Consider the following 4,316-nt stretch of genomic DNA (forward strand, 5'->3'; position numbering starts at 1 on the left):
ATGAAATTAAAGATTTGTGAACTTGTTATTAATTCTGATAAAATTAATAAAACTAAAATAGAAAATATTTTAGAACTTAAAAAAAAAGCCATTCAAAATTATGCCTATATTTTACATGATAAAGATATTTATCAAAATGAAAAAGAGGCTACATTGAATGGTAAAAATATAGGGGATCTAAAAAAACCTCATTGGCATATATATTTAAGATTTAATTATGCACATGATACAAAACATATTTCTCAATGGTTTAATACACAGGATAATTTTGTTTCCAAAATAAAAGGTAGATTTAGTGATGCTTTAATGTATATGATTCATGCTAATCGTTCTGATAAACATCAATATGACGAAAAAGCAGTGGTTAGTAAGTTCGACTGGAAATCGGAAGCACAACAAGATATTTTCCTGCGTGAATATAAAATAGACTCCCGTTTAGAAGAGATTTTATCTAAAATACAATCAGGAGAAATAAAAGAGTGCAACAGCACTAACCACATTTCTATTATAGAGAATAATATTTATTCTTCAGCAATAGAAGAAGCAGTTAAGTATAGAAACAATACTTTGAAAGGAATGGATAGACAAATGGAATGTGTTTTTATTACAGGTTTAAGTGGTTGTGGTAAAACTACGTTAGCTAAAAAAATAGCTAAAAATAAAAAATATCAAACTTATATTTCATCAGGTAGTAATGATGTTTTAGATGATTATAGTAGAGGCGAAGAATGTATTATTTTAGATGACCTACGTTCTAATTGTCTAGGTTTATCAGACTTATTAAAAATGTTAGATAATAATACTTCATCTTCAGTTAAGAGTCGTTATAAAAATAAAGTTTTAGAATGTAAATTAATTATTATTACAACAGTTAAAAGTATTGATGATTTTTTTGAAGATATTTTCAAAAAAGATGAAAGCATTATTCAATTAAAACGTCGTTGTAAATTACATATTAAAATAGATTCTAAATATATTTATTCTAGTATTTGGAATCCATTGGAAATGAAATATGATTTAATAGATAAAAAACCTAATAATTTATTAAATGAATTTCAATTAAAAACTTTGTCAAAAAAAGAAGCAAAAGAGTTTATTAAACAAATAACTAATACAGATGATATTTAAATTATTTCTATACTTAAATGTTTTTTTTTGATTGTTTTTATGTGTATTTTACTAGGTTTTTTGATATAATATAAGTGTATTCACAGCAACAATAATTAATAATTAATAATTTATAACATTTTTATATGTTAAAATAATTATGACCTTATATATATGTTCGTTGCTGTGCGTATATGTAGGGTCATTTTTGTTTTGTAAAGCTCACATTAAAATATAAAAAAAATAGTTATATAAATCAACCCTCTTCGCAAAAGAAACGATTTATATAACTATCATGAAAGGATGCATTAAATGCAAAACCTTAATTTAAACATAGACGCATTTATTGATAAAATAAATTACTATGTTACTTATATTATAACATTTTTAAAATATGTTTTTAACAGTATTATTGCAATCAAAAACGTTGATTTCAGTTTATTCAATATACCAAATAGTATAGGAATAATTTGTCATTTTCTTTTTGCTATTTTTTGCATTTTAATCTTTATCACCTTGTTAGTTTTTTTAGGTTCTATATGGAATATTATTAAAACAATAATCAAATGGATTTTATATCCGTTTAAATTATTATTTAAATTAATTAAATGGATTTTCTCACCTAAATCAGAATTAAAACAACCAATTAAAACTAATAACTTGAATCAATATGATTTAAACAAATTACAAAGAAAGATAAATGATTTAGAATACAAACTTAATTTACAAAAAAGACAAAATGTAATTAAACCATTTGAAAACAAATATCAAAAAAGAGGTTAAATTATGAAAAACAATAATCACAAAAACCCAAAAAATAAAATATTTATCATTTGGGGTTTATTTATTAGTGGAGTTATTCTTGTTCTTTTAATGCTTCTTTTATTAGCTATTAATAAACCTCAACCTAAAACTGATACCCAAAATCAACAACATTTACAATCTAATATTAATGCCGAACAAGAACAACAAACCTATAATAGGGTTATTAATAAGATAGAATCTGAAATAGATAAATTAACCCAACAACAAGAACAAACTCCATTACTTAAATATCCTCCTAAAATAAGATATTATGATGATGGAATAAAGATCTTTTCCATAGAAAAATATAATCAAGATACAGGTAAATTAATTAAAGACATTTATTATAAAAATGATGGAGAAACAATAGAATATACTGTTGATTACAATTCTGATGGTTCTATCTTAAACACTTTTTATAACCCAGACGGAACTGTTAGAGACACTTATCATTCTAATGAATAAAAAAAGAAAAATTATATTAAAGATTTGGATTATATTTATATCAATTCTTATTTTAATCATGTTATTTCTTTTAGGTTTAAGATTACCTAAATTACTTAAATCAAAACAACAAAAAACTGAAAATCAAGTTCAAAACCAATCTCAATATCAAATCCAATATATTCATGATACTAATAAGGTTCAAAATATTGTTAGATTATTAACTGAATTAAAAACATTAAAACAATTAAAAAACAAACAATTACAAAAACAAGTTGAAAAACAAAAAGAAACTCAACCAATAAATAATTTAGATTTCTTTGACCCTAAGTTTCAAAATGAACTTTATCATAAACTTAGTAAAAGTATGGATGAGCAAATGAGTCAATTTTCTCAAAAAGATTTTGTTTCATCTGAAATTCCATTTGAACAATTAAATGACAATAATAAATTAGTTAAAGATATCGCAGTTGTAAGTTTAACTATTGGTGCAGGAGTTATTAGCTGTGTAGTTCTAGCTCCTATTTTTGCATCTGTAGGTCCAATTGCAGCTCCTGTTGCTTTATTACTTTAATATTAAGAAAGGAGAAATAAAATGTTAAATAAAGTTCAATTAATAGGTAATATAACTCATGACTTAGAGCCAACACATATTAATACTAATGAGGGTCAAATATCTAAATTAGATTTCCAAATAGCTGTAAATAATAAAGATAAAACTCAATTCATTCCATGTGTTGTTTTTAGAAACCAAGCTGAAAACATGAGTATGTATTTACATAAAGGTTCAAAAGTATATTTAGAAGGAACGTTATCAATTGAAAAATATACCAATAACGAAGGCGAAAATAAAACTGCTACTAAAGTAATAGTTCAAAAAGTTATTTTTTTAGATAATAAAGATAAATAAAACAAAGGCCCCTATTAATTTAGGGGCTTTAGATAGAAAGTATTATATCAATGAAAAAAAGTGAAATCAATAAAAATACAATTAATTTTTTTAAAGAGATGAAATCTAAAGGATTTAAACCTGAAGATTTTCAAAGAAATTATTATTTTTTTGAAATTAAAGATTTTAAAGCTGCTGGATTTACAAATGACGAAATATCATTTTTTGATTATACAATTAATGAATTAAAACAAAAGGGATTTACAAATAAACAAATTGATGAATTAAGTTATTATGATGAATATTATTTTGGGGTAGATGAAAACGAACAAAACAAAATAATAGATAAATTAAAAAATAATGGATTTACAAATGAATTATTAAAATCTATTAAACTTATAGTTTAATATAGTAAAAAAATAAATAAAACAAAGGCCCCTATTAAATTAGGGGCTTTAAAAATATAAAAATCGTCTCCCGCGGAATGTTAATTTTAATCAATCTATTAATTTTATAATAACCTTTAAACACATTATTTTATATCTATATGACGTTTCAAATGACATTTAATATCTTTTATCTAACGCACATAAATAAAGGTCTAAGATATCTCGCTTAGCGAGCTAGGCGTCCAGCCGATGCATCTTAATTATATTATGATACCCCCTCCTATAAAGTCCCCTTTTGGGGATTTAGGGGTTTTTTTAAATTAAAAATTCGCTAGGTTTTTCCTAGGTTTTGTTAGTTTTAGTAACATCCCTGAGAATATAGATAGAAAGATATATAAAATCCTCAGTATTTCCCTACCATAGAGGGCTTGTCTCTATGGTAGGGAGAATGGTAGAACGAATTATATTGATTTATTAGTGTTTTCCTAATGATTTTCAATTTGCATTTTCTACCATTTTTAACTTGTTAAAGTAGAACATATATGTTATAATTAAATTGAGCGCCTTTGCTGCGTTAGGCAGTAAAGGAGTAGCGAAAATAAAAAAACCAGCGCCTTGCCCGTGAACTATCGGGTAAGGAGTAGCTGGTATCCGTTAAAAAATATTAAAAAGGATAAATTAAA

The 4,316-nt window shown here is 24.4% G+C and carries 6 protein-coding genes; all 6 read left to right on the forward strand.

Translation table 11 applies throughout. The features are described from left to right. The 6 genes from AYWB_RS03370 (at position 1) to AYWB_RS03395 (ending at position 3,651) form a co-directional block, all read left to right on the forward strand. A complete protein-coding gene (locus AYWB_RS03370) occupies positions 1-1,128 on the forward strand; it encodes a Rep family protein (RefSeq protein ID WP_011412965.1) in 1,128 nt (375 codons plus the stop codon). 291 nt (positions 1,129-1,419) lie between these two features. Then, positions 1,420-1,890 carry a hypothetical protein gene (locus AYWB_RS03375; protein ID WP_011412966.1) on the forward strand — a complete coding sequence of 157 codons (471 nt, stop codon included), beginning with the start codon at positions 1,420-1,422 and terminating at the stop codon, positions 1,888-1,890. Positions 1,891-1,893: 3 nt separating this feature from the next. Beyond that, the gene (locus tag AYWB_RS03380; protein ID WP_011412967.1) at positions 1,894-2,376 is read left to right on the forward strand and encodes a DUF2963 domain-containing protein; all 483 of its coding nucleotides are present in this window, start codon (positions 1,894-1,896) and stop codon (positions 2,374-2,376) included. Between the two features lie 58 nt (positions 2,377-2,434). After that, entirely contained in the window at positions 2,435-2,929 is a 495-nt protein-coding gene (locus tag AYWB_RS03385; protein ID WP_238374436.1) for a hypothetical protein, read from the forward strand. 21 nt (positions 2,930-2,950) lie between these two features. Further along, the gene (locus AYWB_RS03390; RefSeq protein ID WP_011412969.1) at positions 2,951-3,265 is read left to right on the forward strand and encodes a single-stranded DNA-binding protein; all 315 of its coding nucleotides are present in this window, start codon (positions 2,951-2,953) and stop codon (positions 3,263-3,265) included. A gap of 50 nt (positions 3,266-3,315) precedes the next feature. Next, positions 3,316-3,651, forward strand: a complete 336-nt coding sequence (locus tag AYWB_RS03395) for a hypothetical protein (RefSeq protein ID WP_011412970.1) — start codon at positions 3,316-3,318, stop codon at positions 3,649-3,651. Positions 3,652-4,316: the final 665 nt, after the last annotated feature.

Source organism: Aster yellows witches'-broom phytoplasma AYWB, assembly GCF_000012225.1.
In the GTDB taxonomy this organism is placed as follows: Bacteria; Bacillota_I; Bacilli_A; order Acholeplasmatales; family Acholeplasmataceae; genus Phytoplasma.